Source organism: Variovorax sp. HW608 (assembly GCF_900090195.1).
Taxonomy (GTDB): Bacteria; Pseudomonadota; Gammaproteobacteria; order Burkholderiales; family Burkholderiaceae_C; genus Variovorax.
This window is the reverse complement of sequence record NZ_LT607803.1, coordinates 2,443,641-2,469,704: the sequence shown is the minus strand read 5'-3', so window position 1 is coordinate 2,469,704 and position 26,064 is coordinate 2,443,641. Positions and strand designations below refer to the sequence as shown.

The following is a 26,064-nucleotide window of genomic DNA, read 5'->3' as shown; positions in this document are numbered from 1 at the left end:
CTCGCATTCCACCGCTTGTTGAATGTCTCGCTCACACTGCCGCGAAAGGCGCCAGGTGACCCACACCGCAGCGATGGGGCAGGAAAGCAGGACGACTGCGAGCAGGATCGTGAGCGGGGAGACTCCGAACCAGTACACGATCGCGATCGCAAGCAGTGTTGCGAGGGCTGAGCAGATCCATGCGACGATGTGCCTCATGCTGCCTCCTTGCTCACTTGAGCAAGACGGACGCGCTTCAGCAATGCCGAATTGGCCACCACGCTCAGCGAGGACAGCGCCATGGCCGCCGCCGCGAAGATGGGGTTCAACAGTCCGAACGCAGCGACCGGGATGCCAATCGAGTTGTAGATGAACGCCCAGAAGAGGTTCTGCTTGATCTTGCGCATCGTCGCGCGGGAAAGCAGGATGGAGGTCACCACGTCACGGACATCATCGCGTATGAGGATGATGCTTCCAGTTTCCTTGGCCACGTCCGAGCCGGACCCGATGGCGATGCCGATGTCGGCGGCAGCCAGTGCTGGGGCGTCGTTGACCCCGTCACCCACCATGGCTACGACCTCCCTTTGCTTCTGCAATGCGTGAATGGTTTCGACCTTGTCTTCCGGCATCACTTCGGCAATGACATGTTCGATGCCAACCTGCCGGCCGATCGCCTCGGCGGTTCGGCGGTTGTCACCGCTCAGCAGCACGACCTTGACGCCGCGTGCCTTGAGTGCGGCGACTGCCTCGGCGGCTTCAGGTTTCACCGTGTCGGCCACGGCCACCACGCCGAGCAGTTGCGTACCGCGGCCGACCAGCATGGCTGTCTTGCCATCGGCTTCGAGCTTGCCGAGTACCGCTTCGGCTTGGCTCGTTGCGATGCCTTGCTTGGCAAACAGACGCCGGTTGCCCAGCCAGGCCTGCTTTCCGTCGACCTGGCCTTGGATGCCCATGCCAGACAGCGCACTGATGCCGCTTGCCTTGGGGATGGGAAGATCCCGATGCTGGGCGGCGCGAACAATGGCCTCGCCCAACGGGTGCTCTGAGCCGGCTTCGACGGCGGCGGCGAGCGTCAGCAGTTCCGCTTCCTCCTGGCCCGTGAACGGGACGACATCGGTCACGGTCGGCTCGCCGCGCGTGATCGTGCCTGTCTTGTCGAAGACAACGGCGGTTAGCTTCTCGGCGCGCTCCAGAACTTCGCCGCCTCGAATCAGGATGCCGTTGTCGGCTCCCCTGCCGACACCAACCATGAGGGCGGCCGGTGTCGCGACGCCCAGCGCACAGGGGCAAGAGATGATCAGGACCGCCACAAATGCGAGCAGCCCCTGCGGGAACTGGCCGGCCACCGTCCATCCGACCAGGGCCAGCAGGGCAACGGACACCACGGCAGGGACGAAGTACCCGGTCACCTGGTCGGCGAGCCGCTGAATCTGCGCGGTGCTGGCCTGGGCATCCTCGACCATCTTGATGATCTGTGCGAGCGCGGTATCGGCGCCAATCTTCGTCGCCTGGAAGGTGAAGGCGCCGCTGCGATTCAGGGTGCCGCCGATGACCGCCGTGCCGGGCTTCTTTTCCACCGGCATCGACTCGCCGGTCAGCATCGACTCATCGACGCTGGATTCACCCTCGATCACCTTGCCATCTGTGGGAATCTTTTCGCCGGGGCGGACGATGACGGCTTCGCCCACCATGATGCTCTCCGCGGGGATCTCCACTTCCTTGCGATCGCGCAGTACGTGCGCGACGGCGGGCCGAAGATCAAGCAGGCGCCGGACGGCTGCCGACGACTTCTTCTTGATGATTTCCTCCATGTACTTGCCCAGCAGCACGAAGGCAATGATCACCGCGGATACCTCGAAGTAGATGTCCCGCTCTTCGACCTTCACCGGCAGCCAGTTCGGAAAGAACAGCACCACGACGCTGTAAAAGTACGCCACGGACGTCCCCAGTGCGATGAGGAAGTCCATGTTGATGTTGCGGGTCCGGATGGCATTCCACGCTCCCTTGTAGAAGCTCCAGCCACCGATGAACTGCACCGGGGTTACCAGCAGGAAGAGCCACATCCCCCAGGTGAACCACGGCAGCGCGGGAATCGGCGCCCAGGTCAGAAGCGTTGCGCCGGCAGCCAAGGCCAGGAAAGCACCGGCACGCAGAACGGCGAGCGCGAGCACGCCGGTGAGCGCAATCGTTACGCGCGTCTTCATGGCCTTCAATTCGCTCTCCGGCGATTCGAAGATCCGCAGGCAGCTCTCGCTGCAGAAGTAGTACTTGCGATTGCCGCGCTCGGCCGAGAGTGCCGTGGCCTTGTCGACCATCATCCCGCAGATGGGGTCCTTGGCGAGCTGTTTGGTACCGCTGGCTGCAGGCACGCTGGCAAGGTAGGCCCCAGGATTGGCGAGGAAGGCATCCTTGCAGTGCTGGGAGCAGAACCAGTAGGGCCGGAGGTCAACCTCCGCGCTGAGGGTGGCGTCATTTGGCGTGATGTCCATGCCACAGACCGGGTCCCGCACCCGCTCGGAGCTTCCGGTCTTGCCTTGAAGTGGCGGCGCAAGCCCTTCGGCACCCGGGTGCTGATCCGCCAAAGCCACTACCGATCCGTCTGACATGGAGGGCCCTCCCCAGGCAATTCAAACCGCCTGCGGTGGAAGATTCACATGTTCAGTATCGGCCCGGCGATGTGCATGCCAGTTGATTTGAATCAAGTTATCGAGATCGCGCTGGAAGGCAGCTCACCTGAACTCACTTGGTCGCCGGTGCGGGCGCCGACTCGCGGTCCACCATCATCTGCATCATGTGTTCCATCATGTCCATCCGCCTGGACATCATCTCGTGGTCGCCGTGCATGGCACCCACGCCCTCCATGCCCATGCCGCTCATGCCGGAGCCGGGCTTGCCTGTTCTCATCTGACCCATCATGGCCATGCCATTGTTCATGACCTTCATGTGCTCGGCCATCAGCGCCTGTCGCTCCTCGGGTGTCTTGGCGGCCAGCATCTTCGCGTGCATCTCCTCCATGGCTTTCATCTGCATGTTCATCTGAGATGGCGTAGGCGTGGTCGACTTGGCCGCGGGCTTTCGCGCTTTCGTAGTCGCCGCGGAGGGATGGTGGGTGGTGCGGTCCGCTTCCGACGACTGGGCGAAGGCAGCCGTCGAAAGAACCGCCGAAGCAGCGATAAGAATGATGAGACGCATGTTGGGCTCCTTGTGCCCTCGCAGGATCGCAGCGTCGTCCATCGACTCGCTTGATGCGCATCAAGGCGATCGCACCAAACGCATTGACCTTCCAACGGTAGGAGGGTTCAAAGTCGCCGCATCAACGGCAAAGGAGTTTGCGATGCTCACCTATCGAGTCGAAGACATGAGCTGCGGCAACTGCGCCAGCACCATCACCAGGGCCGTTCGCTCGATCGACTCCGGCGCGAAGGTCGACGTGGACCTGTCGCATCGCGCTGGCGCTCGCCGCTGGGCATCTTCATGCTCGTGGCTGGTGCGGTCGGCGTCTATTACTTGCTCACCGGGCACCTCACCCACGTCAGGCAAGCGATTCCCTACCTCATTCTCTTGGCATGCCCGCTGATGCATCTGTTCGGCCATCACCATGGCGGCGGTCACGGCAGTCACCAGCAAGCCGACGAGAAAGACAAGAAGGATTGAAATGCGTCGAGGAGAACAAGAAAAGGAATCCCTCATGCCCTCATCGAGCTCTGCGCGCCACGACCATTCGGGGCACGAGCACGCTCACTATGCCTCCGTGGCTGCCGCCAACCGAGCCGTGAATATTCATGCGGCGGCGCCCGCGGCCGACCCAAGCCAGGTCGAGTACACCTGCCCGATGCACCCGCAGGTGCGGCAGATGGGGCCCGGCCACTGCCCCATCTGCGGCATGGCACTGGAGCCGGTGCTGGCGACGGCCCAGGCAGGGCCGGCGACCGGGTCGAACGCGGTATGCCACTGTTCACGTTGGACGCCGAAGCCCGCGGGGAACTGAACTACGCCTTGGACTATCTGGAGGCTCACCCGCTGATCGACGTGGGAGAGCCGCGATGACACCGCTCCTGTTGGCGCTGCAGGGCAATGATCCGATGGCCGGGAGACTAACCGCGGCCCTGAGTGCCGAGGCCGGCGCGGCGATCGTGCGGCGGTTTCCCGACGGCGAGTCCTATGTACGCGTCGAATCAGCGGTGCAGGGCCGACAGGTCGCCGTCGTGCGTACCCTGGACCGGCCCGACGACAAGCTTGTATCGCTGTTACTGCTGGCCGCGGCAGCCCGCGAAAGCGGCGCCGCCAGCGTCGGCCTGATTGCGCCATACCTCGCCTACAAGCGGCAGGACGTTCGCTTCCGCCCTGGCGAGACAGTGAGCGCGCGGCACCTCGCAGCCTGGCTATCGAGCGGTATCGACTGACTGGCGACGGTCGACCCACCCCTACACCGCATCGCCGAACTATCACAGGCCTTCCCTATTGCGCCGCGCAACGTCCACGCTGCACCGGCCTTGGCCACGTGGATTCGCTCCAATGTCACCCGTCCGCTGCTGGTGGGCCCGGACGAAGAGAGCGGACAGTGGGTAGCCGACGTCGCCCGCCGCACCGAGGCCCGCTCGGTGATGCTTCGTAAGATGCACAAGGGCGACCGCGAGGTCGACGTCTCGGTGCCCGATGTTGAACATTGGCGCACGCACACGCCAGTACTGGTCGACGACATCGTATCCACCAGCCGCACAATGATCGAAACCATCGACCACCTGCGTCGCGCGGGCTTGGACAAGCCGGTGTGTATCGCGGTTCACGCCGTCTTCTCGGGCAACGCAGCGCAGGTCCTCACGGCGGCTGGAGGCGCTGCATCGTAAGCTGCGACAAGATCGCCCACCCTTCCAATGCCATCTCCGTCGCCCCGGATCTCGCACTTGCGGTACGCGAGCTCTTGCAACCTTCGAGCGCATCTGCCGCAAGCTGCGCCTGAAGCGAGGCGAAGCGGCAGATCAAGTACGCGCGCGAGCACATCCGCGTCGAGGGGGTGCAGGACCGCGTCATCGTCGAGTTGTGCGACTAACGCGTCCTGCAAGGCCGCGGCGTCTATGACGAGGTCATCGTGCCGCCTAGGTTGGGCTCGGACGAAGTTCACCTTGGCAATTTGCGACGCGAAGCCCCGGGTCCCGGCGCGCTTCGTCGGTTTGCGTCGGCTCTGACCATGACCTTCAAGATGCACAGGTATGCGTCATCTCGTACTGCGCAGCACGTTCGGTCGTCGCGAGCCAATTCTTCCAGCGCGTTGAGCAGGTGCTCGGCGGCTTCGTACTCGCCCATCCGAAAGGCTCGTTCGTAGAGCATCAATGCGCCGCGCGCTAACGCGCTCAGCGCGCCATCCCGTCGAGCGTTCATCACACACCTAGGCCGGGGGCAGTTCGCCCCCAATTTCGCCAAGATAAACCTTGCCCCCGTGGCAGTGTCAAGGGCTGGCATGACCTGGAGCGCTCGCTGGCACTCGGATGTAGCAAAGCCGAAGGCGGCTGCCGCCGGAAACGTTGACCGCAAGACTGTGGATCGATTGCGACGCGAGATGAATAGAATGACATGAGAAGTGGGAGCGCCGTCATGCCAAGTCCCGAAGATGCTGCACTTTCTGTCACGACAGCTCCGATGCAGTGGTCCACTCGGACTGAAATGTGCGAGCACAAGGGCATCGGCCACCCGGATAGTCTTTGTGATGGCGCGGTCGAGGCTGCCGCTCGCGCGGCATGCCGCGCCTATCTTGAGACCTATGGCGCCATTCAGCATTTCAATCTGGACAAGGCGCTACTGATCGGCGGGATCAGCCAAGCGAGATTCGGTGGTGGCGAATTGGTGCGCCCCATGCGGCTGATCATTTCTGGACCTGTGACCGAGCTGCCGTCGGTACCGATTCAGACGGTCGTCGAGCAAGCGGTTCGCGGTTACCTTGTCGAGACCTTGGGCAACATCGGCAATGCGATTGGCATAGAGGTGATCCTACGGCCCTCGGCCCCGAACCTTCGCCGCGTCACATCGCCCTCCCCGCTCCCGCTCCCGCTCGCCAATGACACGTCCTTCGGGGTCGGTTACGCCCCGCTCTCTCCACTCGAAAACGCGGTGCTCCGCGCCGCAAAGACCTTGCGCTCCAGCGAATTCCGCAAATCCTTCGAGGCCGCCGGACTGGACTACAAGATCATGGGCAGCCGCCTCGATGCGCGTCTGCGATTGACGATTGCGCTTGCGTTCGTCGACCGATACGTGCAAGGCGTCGAGGACTATTTCACGCTAAAGCGGCGGATTGTCGACTACCTTGCCGAACACCTGCCCGGGTGCGAAATCGAGGTCAATACGCTCGACGACCCGACTGCGCACCACGAAAACGAAATCTATCTGACCGTTACCGGGTTGAGCGCGGAGCACGGCGACGACGGTGAGGTTGGCCGGGGAAACCGCACCAATGGCCTGATCACCCCTTACCGGCCTATGTCGCTGGAGGCGGCCGCAGGGAAGAATCCGGCAGCGCATGTCGGCAAGCTCTACAACGTACTCGCGCATCGGCTGGCGGGTCGCATCCATGCCGATGTCGATGGCATCGACGCCGTCACGGTCCGGCTACTCTCGGCAATCGGCCGGCGCATCGACCAGCCTCAACTGGCGGCCATCGACGTCGTCGCTGAGGGGGGCCTCTCGCTCACGCGCCAGCACCAAATCGTTGAAATGACCAAACAACAGTTGACCGCGATTCCTGACCTGGTCAACGAGCTGGTAAGTGGAACATTGAGCGTGTTCTAGGCCAACCGCCTCCTGCCGCCACTACAGTTTTCCGGACCGCAGAATGGCGATGGCCCACGCAAGCCCCATGACGGTCGCAACCACAAAGCCGGCAAGTCCCAGGAGCGGAATCCCCCAGTAATGCGGCCCGCTGTGGAACGTCATGACGATGGACGAGCCAATGACAAGGCTGGCGATGATCAAGCTCAGGCTCAAACGGTTGCTTGCCCGATCGATGTGCCCTTCCAAGCCCTGCAATTGATCGTGTTCAATGTGAAGCGTCGCTCTTCCGCTGCTCAGGACCTCGACCGCGCGGTTGAGCATGTCGGGCAGGCTTGCCACAGCGTGGCGCAGTGAGCGCAGTGTGCGAAAGCCGCGGCTGAAATCCGCAAGCGGAAGATTCAGACCCTGCAAAGCGTGGCGGCGAAGCAAGCGCGGCACGTACTCGCGCAATGAAGCCAGCGCATTGAAGCTCGGGTCCATCGTCAGCGCTTGCGCCTCGATCAGCATGAAGGCTTTCGATACCAGCAGGAACTGGCGAGGCAGCTGGATCTGGTGACGCTGGCTCAGTTGCGCGAACTGCCGCGCGATCTCGCCAAACGAATAGCCCTTTCCGGCCGCCTCGTAATACGCGTTGAGCGCCTTGGTGACATCGCGGGTAAACGCCTGGCGGTCGACACCCTCGGCAGCCATGCCCATCTCGAAATAAGCATCCACCATCCACGCAACGTCGGCCGAGCTGACAGCCAGGATAAGCTGGCCGAGCACCTCCTGATCGTGCGCTGAGGTCTCGCCCATGATGCCGAAGTCGTGCAAGCACAGGCGGCCGTCGTCGAGCAGGAACACATTGCCAGGGTGCGGATCGCCATGGAAGAACCCGTCCTCGAAGACCTGCTTCAGGAATGACCGCATCAGCTTTTCTGCGACTTGCCGACCGCCCGGCAAGTCCGGGGGCTGTTGCGCGAGCTTGTGGCCGAGACTGCGCTCCATCGTCAGGACGCGGCGGCTGGTTAGATCCCAGTAGATACGTGGAATAAATACGTCAGGGTCTTTTTTGAAGTTCTCGCGCAGACGGTCGCCGTTGCGCGCCTCGATGTGATAGTCAAGTTCGTCGCTGATGAGCCGGGCGAACTCTTCGACCAGATTCGATGGACCAAACCGGCGGCTTTCCGGGACGTGCAACTCAAGGCGGCGAGCCAAGAAGCGCATGATGTTGACATCGGCGTGAATGACAGGCTCGATGCCGGGGCGCTGTACCTTGACCACGACCCTGGTGCCGTCCTTGAGACGAGCGGTATGAACCTGGCCGATCGATGCGGCGGCAAGCGGCGTCTCGTCGAATTCGGCGAATAACTCCACGACAGGCTTGGCCAGCTCGCGTTCGACGATGGCGCGCGCCTCATGGCCGGAAAATATCGCAACGTCGTCCTGGAGCTTCTGCAGTTCGTCGATGCAGCGCTCAGGCAGCATGTCCCGCCGCAAACTCAGAAGCTGGCCGAATTTGACGAATGCCGGACCAAGCCCCTCCAGCATTTCACGAAACCGCTTCGCGTCGCGCAGGCTCGTCTTCTCGGTTTCGGAGGCGGCGTCGAACACCGCATGTCTTAGACGCAACCGCTCCACATAGTGTGTCCACCCCGCACCGGCCAGTGCGCGCAGGATCTGGAGCAATCGCGGCAGTTCGGCGGTAGCCGCGCCATTGCCTACATCGCCGTCTGGGATTGCCTGGGTTGTCGTGCTCAAGGGCCCTCCGCTATCTTCGACTCGGTCACCCCGTGCTTCGCCCTTCAGAGACACCGTCGTTCAAGACCTGGGCCGCGGTAGTCCGACCCAGTAAACCATCAAGAGGACACCGGCCGAAAACTAATGGGGAGTGGAAGCTTCACGACAAACATCCGGGGATATGTTCAACGCAGAATGGCCCCCGGGGTGACCTTGACCTTTGATGTGGATCAAGGCAATCGCGCGACGTTCGCCTATCTCGGTCGATCGGTCGCCCTCGCCTCCCCTCACATCGATCCGTCAGTAGCGATGACGCACTTGGCTACTCAGGTGTGCGCAGTGGGCGACGACGGCTCGCCGTCCGGCCATCGCGTTGACCCAGAACCCAACCAGGGCGACGGCGAGAACAAGGGCCTGGGTGAGCAAGGTCTCTGCCGAGGGGAAGGCGCCCAGCACCTCGATGCCACCGGGCTCGCAGAGAGCCAGCCGGCCTCCTGCAGACCGGCCATGCCCTTGCCGGCGAGCACGACCGCGAGCGCCGCAACGAACACCGAGCTGATCGAGAAGAACTTGCCGATCGGCATGCGTGCGCTGGTGCGCAGCAGCGCCCAGGCGATCAACGCCAGGATCAGCACACCGCACAGCAGCCCGGCCGCGAGTGCGTGCCCGTTGCCGTCGACGGCCAGCGCGGAATAGAACAGCACGGTCTCGAACACTTCGCGGTACACCGCGATGAAGGGCAGCGCGAACAGCGCCCAGGCCGAGCGGCGCGACATCGCCGACGACAGCTTGTCCTTCAGATACGCCTGCCAGCGCCCGGCGCTGCTCTTCTGATGCATCCACAAGCCCACGCCGAGTAGCACGATTGCCGCAAACAGCGAAGACACGCCTTCGGTCACCTCGCGGCTGGCGCCGCTGATACTCACGACGTAGGTCGCAACGGCCCAGGTCGCTCCGCCGGCGGCCAGCGCCGAGACCCCCCCGTGCACGTAGCCGATCACGTCCGACCGCTCGGCCTTGCGCAGAAACGCCAGCATGCCAACCACGATCAGCAGTGCCTCGACGCCCTGTCTGAGCGGGATGGTCAGTGCGCCGACGAAGGTCGTCGTCGGGTCCGCCGCACCGGCCCCCAGTTCGGCCTCGGCGCGAGACACAGTCACGCAAGCGGTGAATGCGTGGCTGCGCCGCAGCCCGACGCGCTCGCTGCTGCAGATGCAGCGCGGCAATGCGCTGATCGCGGGCACGCCGCCACATCGTGGCCTCGAGCGGATGCACCTTAAGCCCTCACGGCCGGGATGCGGGCGGCACCTCCGGCAAGTCCGCCAGCAGCCGCTTGAATGAGGACCACTCGAGGGCCGGCCACACTTGCGAATCCGCGCAACCGTAGGTTCGCATCAGTATCGACACCTGCGTGGCGGCCGCGTTGTCGGGTGCCTCGAAGATATCGATGTAGTCGCACGGGCCGAGGACAGCGTAGCTGGCGATCCATTTCACCCCAGGGGCAGTGCTCGGCGATGCGGTCCGCGACATGGCGCTCCAGGGTCTGCAGGGATTTGGGCTGGTGGAGCGCGTTGGAGGACACCCGGTCTGCATCAGGAACAGCGGCATGGTCTTCTCCCATTCTGCAGGAGCGACTCTAGTGCGCACGGAAGACCTTGGATTGATGCGCATCAAGTGCGGCTGCCTTCGCCTTGCGTAGATTGATCAAGCCATCGGCCCGGGGAATTCGCCGGATCGCTGGCTCGAGCAACCTGCAAGGAGATCTCGCCGTGAAGACAGATTCAGACCTGAAAAGAGACCTCGAGGCGGAACTGGCCTGGGGCCCGAGCGAGTAGCGGGAGATCGCGGTGTACCAACGACTCACCGCGGGCGAGATCTGCACCCGCATCGTGACCATCGCATACAGCAGCATGCGCCTGGCCGAGGCAGCCCGGCTGATGAGCCAGCAGAACGTCGGCTGCCTGGTGGTGGTCGAAGAGGCCGATCCCGGTCGGGTCGTGACCGGCGTCCTGACCGACCGCGACATCGTCACTTCCATCGTCTCCAAGGATTTGGACCCCCGCGTCATGACGGTGGCCGCAGCGATGAGCGCCGATGCGGCGGTGGCCCGCGAACAGGACTCGGTGCTCGACGTGCTGGAGACGATGCGGCGCAAGCGCATCCGGCGCATGCCCGTGACGACGCCACAAGGTGTCCTGGTCGGCATTGTCACCCTGGACGACCTGTTCGAGGTGCTGGCTGAGGAGATGCAGGCACTGGCCGGGGTGGTCGGAAGCGGTCGCAGGCGGGAACACACCGCAACCGCCTAGCAGCGGGCACCTCCATAGCGCACGTCGTCCTATGTACGTGATCGACATCGCCGTTGTCCTTCACGATTGGGCGACCCGCCTTCGACGTGTGGCGGTCAGATCGACCCTGCACATCTCCGCTTCCCTCGACTTCCTGCAATCCTTTGATCTCGAACGCATCAGCCGCAAGGCGGGCACGGCGGTGATCGTCTGCCCGCTCGGATACATCGACGCCTACGCGTTCGCTGGTTTTCTTTCTCTTTGCCGAGGACTGCCAGAGCGAGTTCTGCTGGTCCGGCCGCATGTTGAAGACGTGCCGCATGTCGCAGTCGCAGAAGAAGCGGTGGTGATCACCCCGCTGGCGCCTGGCGTGCTGGTTGTGGATCTTTGCTACGGCTTCAAGGACGACACGGATGTGCCGCGTGCGCTCAGTCGGATCCGTGGCCTCGCGCTGGACCCCGCGACCAGTCGCTACTACGTGATCGACGATCGCGTCCTACCCAAGGGCGCCCTGCGTGGCTGGCCACGGTGGCGCCGTTGGCTCTTCGCGGCGCTGTCGGCGGCGTGCGAGCCTGCGGCCGAGTACTTCCATCTGCCAGCCGAACGCACGATGGAGATCGCGACGGGCGCCCCCATGGCCGGCAGCGCGTCGCTCGCAAAGACGTCATAGGGCTGTCCGGCTGCTGCGGTCGAGCTTCCATCGATGGGAACGAGTATTCGCTGATACATGGCTGAACCCCTTGCAGGAAGTTTGCGATCGGGGAATCTCTCAGAGCGCCCCCAGGTAGGCGAGCAGGCCCCGCAAGGTGTACAGACGGGGCGTGTCCGCCTCGGGAATCGCGCGACCCGTGCGCTCGCTCAGGCCGATCACGAAGTTCATGAAGTCCATGGAGTCGAGGTCCAGCGCCGCACGCAGGTCCTCGTCCTCGCGGACGGTGGCGAGGTCCGCTTCGGGCGCGATGCCGGCCAGCACTTCGGCGGCCAGCGCGCGGGCTTGCGTGACGTTCATGGGGCACTCCTTGCCAGCGCCGCAGGATCCTGCAGCGCCGCGTCCAGCAGTTCGAGAAATCGCGCGCCGAGGTGGCCGTCGCTTGCGCGATGGTCCGCGGCCAGGCTGGCCTGCACGACAGGCCGGACGACCAGCTGCCCGTCGGCCACCCAAGGTCGCGGGGCAATCCTTCCGAAACCAATGAGCGCCAGTTGCGGTGGATAGATCACGCCCAACACACTGTCGCTCCCCCGCTCGCCGAGGTTGGTGATGGTCACGGTGGGATCGCTCAGCTCCGAACTGCGCAGGCCGCCGCTGCGCGCGCGCTGCACGAGGTCGCGCAACGCCGCCATCAAGGCGGGCAGGCTGGCCCGATCCGCATCGTGCAGCGCCGGCGCGACCAGGCCGCCACCGCGAAGCGAGATCGCCCAGCCGGGGTGGACGGCCTGCGCAAGCTGCGCCGCGCCGTCGCGCCAGAAGCCATTTAACTGCGGCACCTCGCGCAACGCGAGAGCCGTGGCCTTGAGCAGCAGCACCGCCGCCAGCAGGCGCTCGGCAGGTTCGCGCTGCTGGTTGTACGCCGCGAGCCATTGCTGCGCGGCGCCGAAGTCGATGGCCTGCGTCAGGTAGTAATGCGGGATCTCGCGCTTGGAGCGGCCCATGGCAGCGGCGATGGCCGCGCGCATCTGGACGGGGTTGAACCCGGCGGGCGCGGGCCGTGCAACCGGCGCGCGCAGCGCCTGCGCGGCACGTTCCACGTCGGCGAGTGCGATCACGCCATCGGGCCCGCTCGCGGCCATTGCCGCCAGATCGACCCCCAGCTCCTGTGCACGCCGGCGCGCGGCCGGACTCGCGCGCACGCGGGCGGCCCGCGGCGCGGGTGCCGGCGCGGCCGCACCCGGTGTTTCGCCCAGCCCGCGCACGTGCGCAAGCACGGCGCCCACCGGCAGCTCCGTGCCAATCGGCACGAGGTCCTCCAGCACGCCATCGAGAAAAATCTCGACGTCGATCGCGCCCTTCTGCGTCTCCACCACCGCGACGGTGTCCCCCGGCTTCACGTGCGCGCCGGCCGGCACGCGCCACTGAACGAGCCGGCCCATCTCCATGTCGGCGCCCAGCGCGGGCATGCGGAATTCCTGCATGCTCAACCCTTCGCAAGCAGGCCGCGCACGACATCCAACACCTGCTGCACCTGGGGCAGCGACGCTTCCTCCAGGTGCGCCGCATAGGGCACCGGCACTTCCCGGCTGCAGACGCGGCGGATCGGTCCGTCGAGCTCGTAGAGGCTGCTCTCCCCGAGGCGCGCGGCCAGTTCGGCGGATACCGAGCCGCTGCGCCATCCCTCGTCCACGATCACGCAGCGGTGCGTGCGCGCGACCGAGCTGGCCACGGTCTCGTCGTCAAGTGGCCGCAGCATTCGCAGGTCGATCACTTCGGCCTCCACGCCTTCCTGTGCGAGGCGCCGGGCGGCCTCCAGCGACTTCTGCAGCCCGGCGCCATAGGAGGCGATGGTCACGTCGCGACCCGGGCGCCGCACCCGCGCGCGCAACAGGTCGACGCGATCGATGCCGCCATCCATCTCTTCCTCCATCGCGTACAGGCCGATGTGCTCGAACAGCAATACGGGGTTGGGGTCGGCGAGCGCCGCGGCCAGCATGAAGCGTGCGTCCTCCACCGTGCCGGGCGCCGCCACCTTCAGGCCGGGGATGTGCGCATACCAACCCTCGAAGCTGTGCGAATGCTGCGCCGCAAGCTGGCGTCCGGCCCCGGTCGCCATCCGGATCACCAGCGGGACCGCGAACTGTCCGCCAGACATGTGCGGGATGGTGGCCGCGTTGTTGACGATCTGGTCGAGGGCCAGCAGGCTGAAATTGCAGGTCATGATCTCCACGATGGGCCTGAGGCCTGCGAGCGCCGCGCCAATGCCCATGCCCACGAAGCCGTTCTCCGCCAATGGCGTGTCGACGATGCGCTGCGACCCGAACTCCTCGAGCAGGCCCTTGGTGACGGCATAGCAGCCACCGTACTTGCCCACGTCCTCGCCCATCAGGAAGACGCGCTGGTCGGCCCGCAGCGCGTCGCGCAGCGCCTGGCGACACGCCTCGCGGTAGGTGATGCGGTGCGGCGCGCTCATTGGGCAAGCCCCTGCGGCACGCTGTCCATCGTGACGAAGCGCTCCAGGTCCGCCACCGGCTCGAGCGTGCCCGCCTCCGCAAAGGCGACTGCGGCAGCCAGTTCCTGCTCCACGGCCTCCTCGATCTCGGCCAGCTGCGGCTGCGATGCGTGGTGATTCTCCAGCATCCAGCGGCGCAGGCGCTCGATGGGGTCGCGCTGCTTCCAGTTGTCCACCTCCTCGCGCGAGCGATAGGACTGCGCGTCGAACATGGAGTGGGCGCGGAAGCGGTACGTGCGGCATTCGATGAAGAAGGGCCCCTGCCCCGAGCGGGCGTGCTCCAACCCGCGGGCCGCCGCCGCCTGGACCGCGACCGGGTCCATGCCATCGACGCTGTCGGCATGCATGCGGTAGGCCTCGGCCTTGCGATAGACAGCCGTCTGCGCCTCCGCGTCGGCAATCGGCATCCCCATGGCATAGAGGTTGTTCTCACACACAAGCAACAGCGGCAGCCGCCAGAGCGAGGCCAGGTTCATGGTCTCGTGAAACGCGCCTTCGGTCACCGCGCCTTCGCCGAAGAAGCACGCCGTGACGGCGCTGCGGCCCAGGCGAAGATCCGCGAGCGCGATGCCCGCGGCGACCGGCAGCCCACCGCCGACGATGGCATTGCCACCGAAGAACCGGCGCTCCCCGTCGAAGATGTGCATCGAGCCGCCGCGTCCCAGGCAGCAGCCCTCGCGCTTGCCGAGCATCTCCGCCATGAGACGGTCCATGGGAACGCCGCGCGCGAGCGCCTGGCCATGTTCGCGATAGGTGGCGACCACCGCGTCCTGCCGCTGCAGCGCCGACATCACGCCGACGGCAACCGCTTCCTCGCCATCGTAGAGGTGCAGGAATCCGCGGATTTCCTGCGCCTGATAGAGCTCCACGCATTTCGCCTCGAAGCGGCGGATGCGCAACATCTCCCGGTACAGGCCGTGCAGATGCACGCTGTCCAGGTGCAGCTTGGAGGTCATTGGGTAACCTCCGCGCAGCAGCGCTGCGGTATTCGCCTTGGGGCGGCCCGGCGGCTCATGCCGCATCTCCTTCGAGCGTGGAGAGGTCGCCTTCGGGCAGCCCCAACTCGCGCGCCTTGAGCAGGCGGCGCATGATCTTGCCGCTGCGCGTGCGCGGCAGGCCGGGATGGAAGTCGATTTCCTTGGGTGCAACCGCTGCGCCGAGGCGCTTGCGCGCGTGACCCAGGAGTTCGCGGCGCAGCGCTTCGCCCTCCTCCCAGCCGGGCTTGAGCGCCACGAAGGCCTTCACTGTTTCGCCCGCCACCGGGTCGGGCTTCCCGATGACCCCGGCTTCCGCCACGGCCGGGTGCTCCATCAAGGCGCTTTCCACTTCGAACGGGCCGATCAGGTGGCCTGCGGACTTGATGACATCGTCGCCGCGGCCGACGAACCAGTAGTAGCCCTCGTCATCCCGCTTCGCGAGGTCGCCGGTGAGATACCAGTCGCCGGCGAAGCACTTGCGGTAGCGCTCGTCCTCGTGCAGGTAGCCGCGCATCATCGACGGCCACGGCGCCTTCAGTGCGAGTTCGCCGTCCGTCATGGGCGTCTCCACCGGCTCCACGCGGCCGGCGGCAGTGCGGCGGACGATCGCGGCCTCGATCCCCGGCAGCGGCCGGCCCATGGAGCCGGGCTTGACGTCGAGCGCCGCGTAGTTGGCGATCATGATGCCGCCGGTCTCGGTCTGCCACCAGTTGTCGTGGAAGGGCCGGCCGAAGGCTTCCAACCCCCAGACGACGGCTTCCGGATTCAGCGGCTCGCCAACACTGGCGGCAAAGCGCAGCGCGGACAGGTCACGGCAGCGCACGGCATCGGCGCCGAGCTTCATCATCATGCGGATCGCGGTCGGCGCCGTGTACCAGACGGTGACACGCTCGCGCTCCAGCACCGAGTACCAGGCCTGCGCGTCGAACTCCGCCTCGACCACGACGCTGGTGACGCCGTTGACCAGCGGCGCAAGGATGCCGTAGCTGGTGCCCGTCACCCAGCCCGGATCGGCGGTGCACCAGAAGACGTCGTCGTCGTGCAGGTCCAGCGCGTAGCGGCCCGTGACCGCATGGGCGACGATGGCCTCGTGCACATGCACGGCCCCCTTGGGCCGTCCGGTGGTGCCGCTGGTGAAGTGCAGCAGCGCCATGCTTTCCGGCTCGGTGGGCGGTATCGTGAAACTCGGCGGCGCGCCTGCCACCACCTCGCTCCAGCGCGCCAGCCCCGCGCCTTCGCACGGCGCATCGCCCACCAGGATCACATGGCGCAACCCTGGAAGGCGCTCGCGCAGGCCGAGCAGCTTGCGCTGGTACAACTCCGGCGTGGTGACCACGACGCGGGCGTCCGCGGCGCCGGCGCGCGTGGCGATCGGCTCCGGCCCGAAGGCGGAAAAGAGCGGCGTGACGACGCAGCACGCCTTGAGCGCCCCGAGCACGGCCACATGCAGTTCGGGCACGCGTCCGAGCAGCACGAAGACCCGTTCACCTGCTTCGACGCCCAACGATCGCAGCGCGTTCGCGAAGCGTGCGGTCTCGGCCGCCAGCTGAGCGAAATCCAGTTCGCGCCGGCTGCCATCCTTGCCGATCCAGCGGATCGCGGCCTTGCCGCCGCGCCCGTGCTGGAGGTGCCGGTCAACCGCCTCGTACGCCATGTTGAGGCCGCCGCCCTGCGGCAGTCCGTCCATAAGCCCGCGTGCATCTTCCCAGCGGAAGGACGCGCAAGTCGCCTCGTAATCGAGCAGGTGCGGCGCGGGCCGCAACGAACGCGGGTCCTTGTGGATCCGCTGGCGCAACGCGGTGGCGGGATGGTCCATCGATCACCTCCTGGCGCAATGATGGGCAAAGGCCACGACGCGGGTTTGCGCTTCGTCAACCGCGCTCAACGGCGGCAGCCTACGCTTGGCCGGAACGCATTCGCCGGAGTGATGAGCCATGCACGTCGGAGTCCCGAAGGAGAGCAAGGATCAGGAGCGCCGCGCCGGCATGACGCCCGCCGGCGTGCGCGAGCTGGTGGCCCGCGGGCATGCGGTGCTCGTCGAGCAAGGCGTGGGCGAGGGTGTCGGCATGCCGGACACGGCATATGCCGCAGCGGGGGCTCGCATCGTTCCGTCCGCCGCGGACGTGTTCGCGAAGGCCGAGCTGATCGTCAAGGTGAAGGAACTGCAGCCCCACGAGCGCGGCTGGCTGCGGCCCAAGCAGATCCTGTTCGCCTACTTGCACCTCGCGCCTGACCGGCCGCAGGCGGAAGCACTGCTTGCCTCCGGGGCGGTCGCCATTGCCTACGAGACGGTGACCGGACCTGGCGGGACCCTGCCGCTGCTCGCGCCGATGAGCGAGATCGCAGGCCGGATGGCGGTGCAGGTCGGGGCCGCGTATCTCGAATCGCCTCGTGGAGGTCGCGGCGTGCTGCTCGGGGGCGTGCCCGGCGTCGAGCCCGGACACGTCGTCGTGCTCGGGGCCGGCACCGCAGGGCGCAATGCCTCGCAGATGGCGATCGGACTCGGGGCCCGCGTGACGGTGCTCAACCGGGGCGTGCAGCATTTGCGCGAGCTGGACCAGGCGCACGGCAACCGGATCACGACCCGCATCGCGCATGGCGATAGCATCGAAGAATCCGTGCTCGCGGCCGACCTCGTGATCGGGGCGGTGCTGGAGCCAGGGGCCGCCGCACCCCGGCTGGTGGACCGATCCACGGTCGCACGCATGCGCCCCGGTGCCGTGGTCGTGGACATCGCGATCGACCAGGGGGGCTGTTTCGAGACATCGCGCCCGACGACGCACACGGATCCCGTCTACCGCGAATGCGGTGTGCTGCATTACTGCGTCACAAACATGCCGGGCGCGGTGGCGCGCACATCCACGCTGGCGCTCACGCAGGCGACGCTCCCATTCGTGTGCGCGCTCGCGGACCTGGGCTGGCGCAATGCGCTTGCGCGCGATTCGCACCTGCGCAGCGGGCTGAACATCTGCGAGGGCCATGTGGCTTGCGCCCCGGTGGCCGCCGCCCTCGGCCTGCCCTGGCACCCGGCAGAGGTCTCCAACCCCGGGCGACAAGGAGGCAACCCGTGAAAGCGCAGCATCGATCTGCCCGTCGGCCGAAGCCGTCGTGACCTGTTTCGACAAATGAGCGCAGCACTCCGCCTCCGTTCCAGCCGTGCCTTCATCACTTCCGCGCCCTGCGCTGTATGGGCCTTGAGGCCTTCCGCGAAGGCGTTTGGCGGCTTGCCGATGAGCGGCCTGTCGCGCGTTTGCGCGGAACCGAAGACGCCGGATGCGCTCCGCCCGCGGCAAAGACCTCCACCGATTCAGCAACAGCTCTATCGATCGACTCATTGAAACGGCCGATCTCTCGAAGAGAGCTCTCGTTCAGACGGCAGGCCTCGCCCCACAGACGCAGAACCGAGCATCGGAGCGCCCTGTACTCGGCAACACGTTTCTGGATGCTGAGCCTCGGAGAACGCTGCTTGCCGTCGGGACGGATTGCCGACCTCTGCCGCCCCGGAGCTTGCCCACGCGACTTCGCAATCGCCGTTCTGCGCGGGGAGGCGCGAAGATCTTCGCAGATGGCCTGCAGCACTTTTGGAAGATGATCACGTAGTTGCAGCTCGGTGCAACCCTTCAAAGCCGGCAGGGTGCGCGCATAGGCAACTGCCTCAGCGAGGATGGCTTCCTTCGCGATCTCGATGAAATCTCCAAGGTCCATGTGCGCCTCCGTGTGGGTCCGAAAAGATGCTTCACTGTAGGGTTCTGCTGCCCTCGCGAACTGATGCGGGTCAAGGCATGCAGCGGCGCCCATCGCGGCGGCGGTACTCCAGACGCCTGGGCCCCCGCGCAGGAATTGACGCAGCGCAAGGCGCGTCCTGTGTCGCGGCATAGCATGATTTACATGACAGATATTGTTCTCGATGGCCTGCTGAGTGAGGCCATTGAAGCTGGCGACCAGGCGCTCCTGACTTCCTGGCATGTGAGCGAAGGCGATCATGTTCGGATGGGTCAACCGCTGGCGCAGGTGTGCGTGCTGGGAGAGAGCATCGACATTGCGGCCCCGCACGCAGGGATGGTCGAGGAGATCGTCATACCCGCGGGGGAGAAATTCGCCGCCGGCGACACGCTCGCCCGCTTGATCGAGTTCTGACTGGCTTCCCTGCCCAGCGTCCGCGGGAGCGCTGTGGAAGCATGGTTTGCGTCAGATCAAATCCCGCACGCCACGCTGGAGTAGCTTTGCGGCGCTGTTCAGCGCCGTCCTTGAGATGGGAACGCGGTCATGGAAACGAACGTCAAGTCTTCCGATGAAACATTGCGCCAGAACATACTGGCTGCGCTGCGTCGCGAAGGCAGCACGCGGGAAGTTCATCTCGGAGTGGATGTCTGCGATCGCGTCGCGACGCTCACGGGCCGGGTGGAAGGTTGGGCGGAAAGGCTGGCGCTCGAGCGCGCCGTTCACAGAGTCAAGGGCGTGCGTGCGCTTGTCCTCGCCCTTGAGGATCGTGCTGGAACGGCGCACTTCGACTCAGATCGGGAGATCGCGCTGGCCGCAGTGCGGGGGCTGGAACGCAATGGCGCGATACCGGAAGAGGCTCTGCTGCTCGATGTCGAAGACGGCCTCATCACCCCTGGGAGGAGAAGTCGAATGGGACTCTGACCGGTCGCTCGCGGAAGACATAGTGCTCAGCATCAGCGGCGTCCGTGGCGTCCGGAACAAGTTGAACCTGCGCCCACGCGGCACGGTTGTCGACGTAGCCAAACTTGTCCGGCGAGCAGGTCTGTGGACGCGCCGATTCCGATCGCAGACCGCCGCGAGGGCCCGCAGTACGCCCTGAATGTCAGGGTCTGCGCGAAGCAGCCAAGACATGAAGCGAGCGACCGTCGCGCGGAGCCTTTGACCATGAACAAGCCTGCGTTCGCCTCTCCCTCTGCCAGGGTCGACGTGAGTGCGTATCCCTCGCTTGCCGGCCTGCTGGAAGCCAGCTGCCGGCGCTTCGGCGACAAGACTGCCTTCACCTCCATGGGCGTGACCATCAGCTTTCGCCACTTCGAGCAGCTGACTGCGGCTTTCGCCGGCTACCTGCAGCAGGTGCTGCGGCTGGACAAGGGCGATCGCGTCGCCGTGATGCTGCCCAACACCCTGCAGTCGCCAGTGGCCATCCTGGGCGCACTGCGCGCGGGCATGACGGTGGTCAACATCAGTCCGCTGTACACCGCCTCGGAGCTGGCGTTCCAACTGGCCGACTCCGGTGCGAGCACCATCGTCGTTCTGGAAAGCTTCATGCACACGCTGCTGAAGACCCTTCCGCAAACGCCGATCCGCAACGTGATCGTGACCCAGGTCGGCGACCTCTTCCCGCATCCGCGCAAGGAGCTGGTGAACTTCGCCGCGCGGCGCCTCGGCCGCAAGGTGCCGGCCTGGGACCTGCCCAGCGCCAAGCGCTTCGAGGAGGCGCTCGAACAAGGCGCCCTGCACCCGCCGGCGGACGCGGCGCTGCGCGGCCAGGACCTCGCCTTCCTCCAGTACACCGGCGGCACCACCGGGCGCCCCAAGGGCGCCATGCTGACTCACGCCAACATGGTGGCCAACGTAGAGCAGACCACCGGCTGGATCGGCAGCCGGCTCAAGGAGGGCGAGGAGACCGTCGTCACCATCCTGCCCCTTTCTCATGCATTTGCGCTGACGGCCAACCTGCTGCTCTTCCTCAGGCTCGGCGGCAACAACCTGCTAATCGCCGACCCGCGCGACCTGGCCGGCCTGGTCGCGCAACTGCGCAAGCACCGCTTCACCGCGATCACGGGCGTCAACACGCTGTTCCGGGCGCTGCTGGACGCGCCGGGCTTCGACGCCGTCTGTGCCGCCAACCGGGGCAGGTTGAAGCTCGCCGTGGCCGGCGGCATGGCCATGCAGCCCGAGGTGGCCGAGCGCTGGCAGGCCGCCACCGGCGTGCCGATCGTCGAGGGCTACGGCTTGACCGAGGCCGCGCCGATCGTCAGCGCCAACCCGGCGGACGCCTCCGGCTTCAGCGGCACGCTTGGCCAGCCGCTGCCCTTGACCGAGGTGGCGGTCCTCGACGATGCCGGGCGGGCCGTGGCCGCCGGCACCGTCGGCGAGATCTGCGTGCGCGGACCGCAGGTCATGCCCGGCTACTGGCGCGCGCCCGAGGAATCGGCCCGCGTGTTCACCGCCGACGGCTGGCTGCGCACCGGCGACCTGGGCCGCATGGACGAGCGCGGCGAGCTGCGCTTCGTCGACCGCAGCAAGGACATCGTCGTGGTCTCCGGCCTGAAGGCCTACCCGGCCGAGATCGAGGAGGTGGTTCGCCGCCATCCCGGCGTCAAGGAGGTCGGCGCGATCGGCGTTCCCGACCCCAAGACCGGCGAAGCGGTTGCCTTGTTCGTCGTGAAATGCGACCCCGGCCTCGACGCCGATGCGCTTCGCGAGCACTGCCGCACGTACCTGGCCACCTACATGCAGCCGCGCTACATCGAGTTCCGCGGCGAGTTGCCGATGTCCCCCGTCGGCAAGGTGCTGCGCCGCGCACTGCGGAACGAAGCCCGGACTCGATGAAATCACTTGCACGCAGCAGGAGGCAACACCCATGGACCTCATCCGATGGTTCGCCGATATCGGCGCAGCCGACGTCGCCCAGGTCGGCGGCAAGAATGCCTCGCTCGGCGAGATGTACCGCGAGCTCTCGCCCCAGGGCGTGCGGGTGCCCAACGGCTTTGCGATCACCGCCCACGCCTACCGCCGTACGCTCGACGAGGCCGGTGCCTGGTCGCGCCTGCGCGAGCTGTTCCAGGGGCTGGACACGCGCGACGTCGACGAACTGGCGCGCCGCGCCGCGCGCGCGCGGGACATCGTCTACGGCGCCGCGCTGCCTGCCGAACTGGCGGACCAGATCGCCGCAGCGCATGCGCGGCTGCTGGCGCAGTACGGGCCGGATGCGAGTTTCGCCGTGCGCAGCTCCGCCACGGCGGAAGACCTGCCCGCCGCCAGCTTCGCGGGCCAGCACGAAAGCTTCCTGAACGTCTCGGGAGAGGCCCGCCTCCTCGATGCCGTGCGACGCTGCTTTGCCAGTCTGTTCAAGGACCGCGCCATGAGCTACCGGGCCGAGCACGGCCTCGACCATCTCAAGGTGTTCCAGTCGGTGGGCGTGATGAAGATGGTGCGCGCCGATCGCGCAGCCGCCGGCGTGGCGTTCACGCTCGATACCGAGACCGGCTTTCGTGACGTTGTCTTCATCACCGGCGCCTGGGGCCTGGGCGAAAACGTGGTCCAGGGCACGGTCGATCCGGACGAGTTCCACGTCTTCAAGCCCACCTTCGCCCAGGGCCATCGCGCGGTGCTGCGGCGCAGGATGGGGTCGAAAGAGTGGCGCATGGTCTACGCCACCGGAGTCGCCGGCCGCGAGACCGTGCGCAACGTGCCGACCTCTCCGCAGGACCGTGAGCGCTTGTGCGTCGGCGACGAGCAGGTGCTGGAATTGGCCGACGCCGCCATCCGGATCGAGGAGCACTACAGCCGCAAGGCCGGCAAGTCCATGCCGATGGACATCGAGTGGGCCCAGGACGGCGTGGACGGCCACCTCTACATCGTGCAGGCCCGGCCAGAGACAGTCGTCTCGCAGCGGCCGCTGGGCCTGGTCGAGCAGCATCGCCTGCAGGACCACGGCGAACCGCGGGTGACCGGCCGCGCCGTGGGTGGCGGAATCGCCTCGGGCAAGGTGCGCGTGATCGACGATGTCTCGCAGCTCGCCAGCTTCCGCCCCGGTGAGGTGCTGGTGGCCGACAGCACCATGCCGGACTGGGGCACCGTGATGAAGGCCGCTGCCGCCGTCGTGACCAACCGCGGCGGGCGTACCTGCCATGCCGCGATCGTGGCGCGCGAACTGGGGATCCCGGCTGTGGTGGGCAGCGAGAACGCCACCGCGCGCCTGCGCACCGGCGACGAGGTCACGGTCTCCTGCGCCGAGGGCGCGGTGGGGCACGTCTATGCAGGCGCCCTGCCCTGGTCCACGACGACCACCGACGTCTCGCGGCTCGCGCGGCCGCGGACCCGCGTGATGGTGAACGTCGGCAATCCCGACCTTGCGTTCCAGACCGGCCTGCTGCCGGCCGATGGCGTGGGTCTGGCGCGCATGGAGTTCATCGTCGCGGAACACATCCAGGCCCACCCCATGGCGCTGCTGCACCCCGAGAAGATCGACGATGCGGCGGTTCGCGAGCGCATCGCCCGCCTGACGCGGGGTTTCGAGCGGCCGGCGGACTATTTCGTGCGCCAGCTCGCCGAAGGCGTGGGCACCATCGCGGCGGCCTTCTATCCGCGGCCGGTGATCGTGCGCATGTCCGACTTCAAGACCAATGAGTACGCGAGCCTGCTCGGCGGCCGCTGGTTCGAGCCGCACGAGGAGAACCCGATGATCGGCTTTCGCGGCGCGTCGCGGTACGCGCATCCGGCCTATGCCGAGGGCTTCGCGCTGGAGTGTGCGGCGATGCGCCGCGTGCGCGAGGAGATGGGCCTGGTCAACGTGCAGCTCATGATCCCCTTCTGCCGCCGCGTGCAGGAGGCCGAGCGCGTGCTGCAGGCGATGGCCGCGCTGGGGCTCGAGCGCGGCGTCGGCGGACTGCAGATCCTGGTGATGTGCGAGATCCCGAACAACGTGCTCCAGATCGACGCGTTCTCCCTTCTCTTCGACGGCTTCTCGATCGGCTCCAACGACCTGACGCAGCTCGTGCTGGGCGTCGATCGCGATTCGGAGCTGGTGGCCTTCGACTTCGACGAGCGCGACGAAGGCGTGAAGGCCATGATCGAACAGGCCATCGTTGGCGGCCGGCGCAACGGGCGGCACGTTGGCATCTGCGGCCAGGCGCCCTCGGACTATCCCGAGCTGGCCCGTTGGCTGGTCGAGTTGGGAATCGATTCGATCAGCGTCACGCCCGATACGCTGCTTCCTGTATTGCGCGAGGTGCTCGAGGTCGAGCAGCGGCTCGGGCGGTCGCCGCGCGGTGCGCAGGACGGAACGTGAACTGGATGCCGCGGGGGCGCTCCGGGCGATTCTTGGAAGACCTTCAGCCTAGGTAGCGCGCTCGGGCCCGAAATGATGCAGATCACTCGAGCCCCGTTCAGCGGCCGCCGCTGCACAGTGCGGATAGGGCTGCATTCCAGCTGGATGTGCGCGATTTGGCGTATATGCGCTAGCCAGAGATGCCCGGCGGCTCCTTCTTCTTGCTGCTCTCCGGCTGCAACACGTCCTGACCTGTTCGACCGGTGGCGCAGTGGTAGTTTGACGCGGCCGATCTGAAGGCCGATCATGCCACCGAGCTTCTGACCTTGTGTGCCGATTCGACCTTGGCGTCCAGCTTCGATTCAGCCGCGGCGCTTTCTCTCCCAGGTAACTCGGCACGCGTTGCAGCGCAGGGCGGTGGGGTAGGCCATGAGCCGCTCCCGCGGAATGTCTTCGCCGCATTCGATGCACACGCCGTAGCTCCCTTGCATCATCCGCCGCTGGGCTTCTTCGATTTCCTGCAGGCGCTGACGATCGATGTCGATCTCGGCGAAGCGCAGGTCCTCGCTGCGCTCCCCCTCTGCGTCCTCCGCATTGTTGTGGACCTCGTGCTCGTATGAGACCCGTTCCGGGATCGCGTCCATCGGGTCGGTGCGCCGGCGCAGTTCGTCCAGCGCACGGTGCTTCAGCGCTTCAAGCTGCCTGCGCAGCGCCTCGCGGTCTTCTGATGTGACTCGTGACATGGACTGGCCTCCCGCGGGTCGCTCAGGCTTCCACCAGCAGGTGGTTGATCACCCGTTCGACACCCGGTGCGGACATGGCTGCACCCTGCGCAGCCCTTCGCTCGGCCCACGAATGAACCTTGCCCGTCAGGGTGACCACGGCGTTGTCTACGGCGATGTCGATGTGCTGTGATTCTCGGTAGGCTTGGCGCAGAAGTGCCTGCCCAATGCTCCTCTGGATGTCGGCCGGACCGAAGCGCGCGCGAACCGAAATCCGATTCGTGATGCCAACGACACCCACCAGAGACTGCACGGCAGTCTCCGCCGCGTGGCTTTGGTAGGCCCATTCGACTTCGCCCTCGAGCGTGATCCAGCCGTTCTCCACCAGCGGACGAACCTTGCCGTCAGGCACCAGAACATGCCATTGGAGTGCACGTTCGGCCGCACTTGCGAGGTCAGCGTCGGTGCGTTCGCGGCCGCTAGGCATATTGACGGTCATCTCCACCGCGACGGCGCGCACGCCATGCACCCGTTGGACCGCCCGCTCGATCGCACGCTTCTCCGCGTAGCTCGTGAGCGAGCCCGTCAGTGTGACCACCCCTTCCCTCACGATCACTCCGACATCGGTCGACGTGATCGCGGGGTCGAAGGCGAGTTCGGCCAATACATCGGCTCGGATCAATGCATCGGATTTCATGACGCTCCTTTCACATGAGGCACGCGCGGCGCGAGGCCTCGCGGCAGACCAATGTAGGACGACGACTGCGCACCGGCTTGTGCTGGATCAAATGCTGGATCGAAGGCTGGTGTGACGGCGACACCCGGGTCGCCTTCGAGGCTCCCCGGCTGCATTGACGCAGATCAACAGGTGCCCCTACCAACGCGCCTAGGATGGCTTCATGGCGCATTGAAAGCTATCCGTGCGAAGAGGGTCCTTATGCATAAATCTGAATCGCCTCAGCCGCGTCCTCAAGATGCCTTTCTGCTTTCCGCACTTGGGTGGCAACGCTTGTTTCAGGATTCGGCGGAAAAGCTCCAGCAGGCACAGCTTCATGCCATGGGCGAGTTGACGCAAACCTTCGTCGCCCTCTGCCAGGACGCTTGGGACCGATGGGCCGCGCGATTCGGTGGTGGAGTCCCCCTCGACATTTGACCTTAGGAGCACGCCATCATGCGACTCACGATCTATTCGGGATCCGCGACACCGCTCGAACTCCCGGTTGGCACGTCTCACCATCCGTATCTTGGCCGGCTGCCGGAAGTCGGACAGACGATCGTGATTCCGGAAGACGCCAATGTGGACGATGCCTTCAAGGGCAAGGCCAAGGTCAGGAAGATCATCTGGCGCTACAGCCCCGAGGGAGGCGCCCTTTGGCCCGAAATCATCTGCAAACGCTAAATTGGAAGCCTTCCCAACTGCACGCACGAGGCCCTTTGATCATTTCGTTTTGGGGTACG

The 26,064-nt window shown here is 66.0% G+C and carries 25 protein-coding genes and 2 pseudogenes; 14 read left to right on the top strand and 13 right to left on the bottom strand.

The window, feature by feature from the left end; genetic code table 11:
* Positions 1-194: 194 nt before the first annotated feature.
* Both VAR608DRAFT_RS11575 and VAR608DRAFT_RS11570 read right to left on the bottom strand, forming a co-directional pair.
* Complete coding sequence (locus tag VAR608DRAFT_RS11575; RefSeq protein ID WP_269458546.1) at positions 195-2,585, bottom strand: heavy metal translocating P-type ATPase; 2,391 nt, start codon at positions 2,583-2,585, stop codon at positions 195-197.
* Between the two features lie 133 nt (positions 2,586-2,718).
* Complete coding sequence (locus VAR608DRAFT_RS11570; RefSeq protein ID WP_088954194.1) at positions 2,719-3,171, bottom strand: hypothetical protein; 453 nt, start codon at positions 3,169-3,171, stop codon at positions 2,719-2,721.
* Here VAR608DRAFT_RS11570 and VAR608DRAFT_RS38365 point away from each other — a divergent pair.
* The 6 genes and pseudogenes from VAR608DRAFT_RS38365 to VAR608DRAFT_RS11545 form a co-directional block, all read left to right on the top strand.
* Positions 3,158-3,409 (top strand): annotated as a pseudogene (locus VAR608DRAFT_RS38365) (heavy-metal-associated domain-containing protein); the annotation flags it as partial. The gene VAR608DRAFT_RS11570 and the pseudogene VAR608DRAFT_RS38365 sit on opposite strands and share 14 nt — an antisense overlap.
* Before the next feature lie 44 nt (positions 3,410-3,453).
* Positions 3,454-3,633 carry a DUF2933 domain-containing protein gene (locus VAR608DRAFT_RS11560; protein WP_088954193.1) on the top strand — a complete coding sequence of 60 codons (180 nt, stop codon included), beginning with the start codon at positions 3,454-3,456 and terminating at the stop codon, positions 3,631-3,633.
* A 34-nt stretch (positions 3,634-3,667) separates the two neighbouring features.
* The gene (locus VAR608DRAFT_RS11555) at positions 3,668-3,967 is read left to right on the top strand and encodes a heavy metal-binding domain-containing protein (RefSeq protein ID WP_088954192.1); all 300 of its coding nucleotides are present in this window, start codon (positions 3,668-3,670) and stop codon (positions 3,965-3,967) included.
* Between the two features lie 55 nt (positions 3,968-4,022).
* Positions 4,023-4,382 carry a ribose-phosphate pyrophosphokinase-like domain-containing protein gene (locus VAR608DRAFT_RS37925; protein ID WP_231973447.1) on the top strand — a complete coding sequence of 120 codons (360 nt, stop codon included), beginning with the start codon at positions 4,023-4,025 and terminating at the stop codon, positions 4,380-4,382.
* Positions 4,383-4,472: 90 nt separating this feature from the next.
* Entirely contained in the window at positions 4,473-4,826 is a 354-nt protein-coding gene (locus VAR608DRAFT_RS37920) for a phosphoribosyltransferase family protein (protein WP_231973446.1), read from the top strand.
* A gap of 745 nt (positions 4,827-5,571) precedes the next feature.
* Positions 5,572-6,759 (top strand): methionine adenosyltransferase, encoded by a 1,188-nt coding sequence (locus VAR608DRAFT_RS11545; RefSeq protein ID WP_088958737.1) that lies wholly within the window; start codon positions 5,572-5,574, stop codon positions 6,757-6,759.
* Between the two features lie 21 nt (positions 6,760-6,780).
* Here VAR608DRAFT_RS11545 and VAR608DRAFT_RS11540 read toward each other — a convergent pair whose 3' ends face one another.
* The 3 genes and pseudogenes from VAR608DRAFT_RS11540 to VAR608DRAFT_RS11530 all read right to left on the bottom strand — a co-directional run bounded on the left by VAR608DRAFT_RS11540 (position 6,781) and on the right by VAR608DRAFT_RS11530 (position 10,068).
* On the bottom strand, positions 6,781-8,481 hold the full coding sequence (locus VAR608DRAFT_RS11540; protein WP_231973445.1) for an ABC1 kinase family protein: 1,701 nt from the start codon (positions 8,479-8,481) through the stop codon (positions 6,781-6,783).
* A 279-nt stretch (positions 8,482-8,760) separates the two neighbouring features.
* A pseudogene (locus tag VAR608DRAFT_RS11535) lies at positions 8,761-9,611 on the bottom strand (FTR1 family iron permease); the annotation flags it as partial.
* A 133-nt stretch (positions 9,612-9,744) separates the two neighbouring features.
* Positions 9,745-10,068, bottom strand: a complete 324-nt coding sequence (locus VAR608DRAFT_RS11530; RefSeq protein ID WP_197700512.1) for a GYD domain-containing protein — start codon at positions 10,066-10,068, stop codon at positions 9,745-9,747.
* Between the two features lie 239 nt (positions 10,069-10,307).
* Here VAR608DRAFT_RS11530 and VAR608DRAFT_RS11525 point away from each other — a divergent pair, with 239 nt between their 5' ends.
* Both VAR608DRAFT_RS11525 and VAR608DRAFT_RS11520 read left to right on the top strand, forming a co-directional pair.
* Complete coding sequence (locus VAR608DRAFT_RS11525) at positions 10,308-10,769, top strand: CBS domain-containing protein (RefSeq protein WP_088954191.1); 462 nt, start codon at positions 10,308-10,310, stop codon at positions 10,767-10,769.
* 31 nt (positions 10,770-10,800) lie between these two features.
* A complete protein-coding gene (locus VAR608DRAFT_RS11520) occupies positions 10,801-11,418 on the top strand; it encodes a KUP/HAK/KT family potassium transporter (protein WP_088954190.1) in 618 nt (205 codons plus the stop codon).
* 99 nt (positions 11,419-11,517) lie between these two features.
* Here the strand turns inward: VAR608DRAFT_RS11520 and VAR608DRAFT_RS11515 are convergent, their stop codons facing one another.
* From VAR608DRAFT_RS11515 to acsA, 5 genes are read right to left on the bottom strand one after another with little or no spacing between them, the layout of a single operon-like run.
* Positions 11,518-11,757, bottom strand: coding sequence for an acyl carrier protein (locus VAR608DRAFT_RS11515; RefSeq protein WP_088954189.1), 240 nt, complete (start codon positions 11,755-11,757; stop codon positions 11,518-11,520).
* Positions 11,754-12,878 (bottom strand): dihydrolipoamide acetyltransferase family protein, encoded by a 1,125-nt coding sequence (locus tag VAR608DRAFT_RS11510; RefSeq protein ID WP_088954188.1) that lies wholly within the window; start codon positions 12,876-12,878, stop codon positions 11,754-11,756. Before VAR608DRAFT_RS11510 ends, VAR608DRAFT_RS11515 begins: the two co-directional genes overlap by 4 nt.
* A 2-nt stretch (positions 12,879-12,880) precedes the next feature.
* Positions 12,881-13,870 carry an alpha-ketoacid dehydrogenase subunit beta gene (locus VAR608DRAFT_RS11505; protein WP_088954187.1) on the bottom strand — a complete coding sequence of 330 codons (990 nt, stop codon included), beginning with the start codon at positions 13,868-13,870 and terminating at the stop codon, positions 12,881-12,883.
* Positions 13,867-14,865 carry a pyruvate dehydrogenase (acetyl-transferring) E1 component subunit alpha gene (gene pdhA, locus VAR608DRAFT_RS11500; RefSeq protein WP_088954186.1) on the bottom strand — a complete coding sequence of 333 codons (999 nt, stop codon included), beginning with the start codon at positions 14,863-14,865 and terminating at the stop codon, positions 13,867-13,869. The genes VAR608DRAFT_RS11505 and pdhA overlap by 4 nt, the downstream gene beginning before the upstream one ends.
* 55 nt (positions 14,866-14,920) lie before the next feature.
* Complete coding sequence (gene acsA / locus VAR608DRAFT_RS11495; protein WP_088954185.1) at positions 14,921-16,702, bottom strand: acetate--CoA ligase; 1,782 nt, start codon at positions 16,700-16,702, stop codon at positions 14,921-14,923.
* Positions 16,703-16,820: 118 nt separating this feature from the next.
* On the opposite strand from acsA, the gene ald reads away from it, so the two are divergent.
* Positions 16,821-17,957 (top strand): alanine dehydrogenase, encoded by a 1,137-nt coding sequence (gene ald, locus VAR608DRAFT_RS11490; protein ID WP_088954184.1) that lies wholly within the window; start codon positions 16,821-16,823, stop codon positions 17,955-17,957.
* Positions 17,958-18,051: 94 nt separating this feature from the next.
* Here the strand turns inward: ald and VAR608DRAFT_RS36955 are convergent, their stop codons facing one another.
* A complete protein-coding gene (locus tag VAR608DRAFT_RS36955; protein WP_157730845.1) occupies positions 18,052-18,591 on the bottom strand; it encodes a hypothetical protein in 540 nt (179 codons plus the stop codon).
* A gap of 183 nt (positions 18,592-18,774) precedes the next feature.
* On the opposite strand from VAR608DRAFT_RS36955, the gene VAR608DRAFT_RS11485 reads away from it, so the two are divergent.
* The 4 genes from VAR608DRAFT_RS11485 to ppsA all read left to right on the top strand — a co-directional run bounded on the left by VAR608DRAFT_RS11485 (position 18,775) and on the right by ppsA (position 23,905).
* Positions 18,775-19,023: a lipoyl domain-containing protein gene (locus tag VAR608DRAFT_RS11485; protein ID WP_088958735.1), complete on the top strand. Its 249-nt coding sequence runs from the start codon at positions 18,775-18,777 to the stop codon at positions 19,021-19,023.
* Positions 19,024-19,152: 129 nt separating this feature from the next.
* Positions 19,153-19,530, top strand: coding sequence for a BON domain-containing protein (locus VAR608DRAFT_RS11480; protein ID WP_088954183.1), 378 nt, complete (start codon positions 19,153-19,155; stop codon positions 19,528-19,530).
* 243 nt (positions 19,531-19,773) lie between these two features.
* Positions 19,774-21,444, top strand: a complete 1,671-nt coding sequence (locus tag VAR608DRAFT_RS11475) for an AMP-binding protein (protein WP_088954182.1) — start codon at positions 19,774-19,776, stop codon at positions 21,442-21,444.
* Positions 21,445-21,475: 31 nt separating this feature from the next.
* The gene (gene ppsA, locus VAR608DRAFT_RS11470; RefSeq protein ID WP_088954181.1) at positions 21,476-23,905 is read left to right on the top strand and encodes a phosphoenolpyruvate synthase; all 2,430 of its coding nucleotides are present in this window, start codon (positions 21,476-21,478) and stop codon (positions 23,903-23,905) included.
* 341 nt (positions 23,906-24,246) lie between these two features.
* On the opposite strand, the gene VAR608DRAFT_RS11465 is transcribed toward ppsA, so the two are convergent.
* The gene (locus tag VAR608DRAFT_RS11465) at positions 24,247-24,627 is read right to left on the bottom strand and encodes a TraR/DksA family transcriptional regulator (RefSeq protein ID WP_088954180.1); all 381 of its coding nucleotides are present in this window, start codon (positions 24,625-24,627) and stop codon (positions 24,247-24,249) included.
* Between the two features lie 22 nt (positions 24,628-24,649).
* Positions 24,650-25,303 carry a BON domain-containing protein gene (locus tag VAR608DRAFT_RS11460; protein ID WP_088954179.1) on the bottom strand — a complete coding sequence of 218 codons (654 nt, stop codon included), beginning with the start codon at positions 25,301-25,303 and terminating at the stop codon, positions 24,650-24,652.
* 474 nt (positions 25,304-25,777) lie between these two features.
* On the opposite strand from VAR608DRAFT_RS11460, the gene VAR608DRAFT_RS11455 reads away from it, so the two are divergent.
* Positions 25,778-26,005, top strand: coding sequence for a hypothetical protein (locus tag VAR608DRAFT_RS11455; RefSeq protein WP_088954178.1), 228 nt, complete (start codon positions 25,778-25,780; stop codon positions 26,003-26,005).
* Positions 26,006-26,064: the final 59 nt, after the last annotated feature.

Excerpts from the sequence above, each read along its gene's own strand:
- VAR608DRAFT_RS11505 (WP_088954187.1), bottom strand. The coding sequence starts at position 13,870 with ATGAGCGCGCCGCACCGCATCACCTACCGCGAGGCGTGTCGCCAGGCG.
- VAR608DRAFT_RS11575 (WP_269458546.1), bottom strand. The coding sequence starts at position 2,585 with ATGTCAGACGGATCGGTAGTGGCTTTGGCGGATCAGCACCCGGGTGCC.
- VAR608DRAFT_RS11555 (WP_088954192.1), top strand. The coding sequence starts at position 3,668 with ATGCCCTCATCGAGCTCTGCGCGCCACGACCATTCGGGGCACGAGCAC.
- VAR608DRAFT_RS37925 (WP_231973447.1), top strand. The coding sequence starts at position 4,023 with ATGACACCGCTCCTGTTGGCGCTGCAGGGCAATGATCCGATGGCCGGG.
- pdhA (WP_088954186.1), bottom strand. The coding sequence starts at position 14,865 with ATGACCTCCAAGCTGCACCTGGACAGCGTGCATCTGCACGGCCTGTAC.
- VAR608DRAFT_RS11455 (WP_088954178.1), top strand. The coding sequence starts at position 25,778 with ATGCGACTCACGATCTATTCGGGATCCGCGACACCGCTCGAACTCCCG.
- VAR608DRAFT_RS36955 (WP_157730845.1), bottom strand. The coding sequence starts at position 18,591 with ATGGACCTTGGAGATTTCATCGAGATCGCGAAGGAAGCCATCCTCGCT.
- VAR608DRAFT_RS11510 (WP_088954188.1), bottom strand. The coding sequence starts at position 12,878 with ATGCAGGAATTCCGCATGCCCGCGCTGGGCGCCGACATGGAGATGGGC.
- VAR608DRAFT_RS11545 (WP_088958737.1), top strand. The coding sequence starts at position 5,572 with ATGCCAAGTCCCGAAGATGCTGCACTTTCTGTCACGACAGCTCCGATG.
- VAR608DRAFT_RS11465 (WP_088954180.1), bottom strand. The coding sequence starts at position 24,627 with ATGTCACGAGTCACATCAGAAGACCGCGAGGCGCTGCGCAGGCAGCTT.
- VAR608DRAFT_RS11530 (WP_197700512.1), bottom strand. The coding sequence starts at position 10,068 with ATGCCGCTGTTCCTGATGCAGACCGGGTGTCCTCCAACGCGCTCCACC.
- ppsA (WP_088954181.1), top strand. The coding sequence starts at position 21,476 with ATGGACCTCATCCGATGGTTCGCCGATATCGGCGCAGCCGACGTCGCC.
- VAR608DRAFT_RS11570 (WP_088954194.1), bottom strand. The coding sequence starts at position 3,171 with ATGCGTCTCATCATTCTTATCGCTGCTTCGGCGGTTCTTTCGACGGCT.
- VAR608DRAFT_RS11520 (WP_088954190.1), top strand. The coding sequence starts at position 10,801 with ATGTACGTGATCGACATCGCCGTTGTCCTTCACGATTGGGCGACCCGC.
- VAR608DRAFT_RS11485 (WP_088958735.1), top strand. The coding sequence starts at position 18,775 with ATGACAGATATTGTTCTCGATGGCCTGCTGAGTGAGGCCATTGAAGCT.
- ald (WP_088954184.1), top strand. The coding sequence starts at position 16,821 with ATGCACGTCGGAGTCCCGAAGGAGAGCAAGGATCAGGAGCGCCGCGCC.
- acsA (WP_088954185.1), bottom strand. The coding sequence starts at position 16,702 with ATGGACCATCCCGCCACCGCGTTGCGCCAGCGGATCCACAAGGACCCG.
- VAR608DRAFT_RS11560 (WP_088954193.1), top strand. The coding sequence starts at position 3,454 with ATGCTCGTGGCTGGTGCGGTCGGCGTCTATTACTTGCTCACCGGGCAC.
- VAR608DRAFT_RS11460 (WP_088954179.1), bottom strand. The coding sequence starts at position 25,303 with ATGAAATCCGATGCATTGATCCGAGCCGATGTATTGGCCGAACTCGCC.
- VAR608DRAFT_RS11475 (WP_088954182.1), top strand. The coding sequence starts at position 19,774 with ATGAACAAGCCTGCGTTCGCCTCTCCCTCTGCCAGGGTCGACGTGAGT.
- VAR608DRAFT_RS11515 (WP_088954189.1), bottom strand. The coding sequence starts at position 11,757 with ATGAACGTCACGCAAGCCCGCGCGCTGGCCGCCGAAGTGCTGGCCGGC.
- VAR608DRAFT_RS11480 (WP_088954183.1), top strand. The coding sequence starts at position 19,153 with ATGGAAACGAACGTCAAGTCTTCCGATGAAACATTGCGCCAGAACATA.